The 294-nt window shown below is 64.6% G+C and carries 1 pseudogene; it reads right to left on the reverse strand.

Annotation, left to right across the window (positions count from 1 at the left end):
- Nucleotides 1-294, reverse strand: a pseudogene (locus EE949_RS08335) (chemotaxis protein CheW); the annotation flags it as partial.

Below are 294 nucleotides of genomic sequence, written 5' to 3' on the forward strand. Positions count from 1 at the left end.
GTGCGGGGGCGATGCCGTGGATCACTTTTTCGATGTCAAGCACCTGCACCAGCACGCCGTCGACCTGGGTGACGCCAGTGATGAACGACTTGCTGCTCGAGCCGTAGGGCGGCGGGCGGATATCGGTGGTCAGGCAGTGCACGATCTTGCTGACCGCCTACACATGCAGACCTTGCTTGGAACGGCTGACGTCGGTAACGATCAGGCAGCCGCCATCCGGATCGGCCAGCGGCCGCTCGCCGATGGCCCGGCTCAGGTCGTTGACCGACAGCGATGAGCCGCGCAGTGTTGCGA

The organism is Pseudomonas viridiflava, from assembly GCF_900602065.1.
Classification (GTDB): Bacteria; Pseudomonadota; Gammaproteobacteria; order Pseudomonadales; family Pseudomonadaceae; genus Aquipseudomonas.